This window comes from Streptomyces chilikensis, from assembly GCF_001642695.1.
Lineage (GTDB): Bacteria > Actinomycetota > Actinomycetes > Streptomycetales > Streptomycetaceae > Streptomyces > Streptomyces chilikensis.
The window spans coordinates 614,187-614,717 of the sequence record NZ_LWCC02000005.1; the positions used below are offsets into that span (position 1 = coordinate 614,187).

Here is a 531-nt window from a genome sequence, read left to right on the forward strand (position 1 = left end):
CTGCCCTCAAGGGGCGGTGGCTGCTGGTGGTGCCGGAGACGCTGGACGAGTTCACGGTCGAGTGGGCCTCCTACGGTCTGGGGAACTTGGGTGCGGAGGTCGTTCGGGTCGACGCCGACACCGACCTGACCGTTCACACGGACGCGGCAGGTGTCCTGTCCCTGCTGGCGGTCGACGACGACGATGCCGTGGGGGAAGCGGGTGGTGTGGCTCCCGGTCTCGCGGCGACGCTCGACCTGGTGCAGCGCCTGGGCGAAGCCGGTGTGCAGGCACCGCTGTGGTCCCTCACCCAGGGCGCCGTCACCACTGGTGCCGAAGACCCGATCCGCAACACCGCACAGGCCCAGGTGTGGGGTCTGGGCCGGGTCGTGGCGCTGGAGGAGCCGAAGCGGTGGGGCGGTCTGGTCGATCTCCCCGAGGTCCTGGACGGGCAGGCGTGGGAGCGCACTGCCGCTGTCCTGGCCGGGCTCGAGGGTGAGGACCAGGCGGCGGTGCGTCCGGCCGGTGTTCTCGCCCGCCGCGTGGTGCGGG

At 72.3% G+C, this 531-nt stretch carries 1 protein-coding gene; it reads left to right on the plus strand.

The features are described from left to right. Positions 1-531: Rossmann-fold NAD(P)-binding domain-containing protein (locus A2U95_RS02865; RefSeq protein ID WP_166020657.1), on the plus strand; the 531-nt coding region annotated here is incomplete at both ends.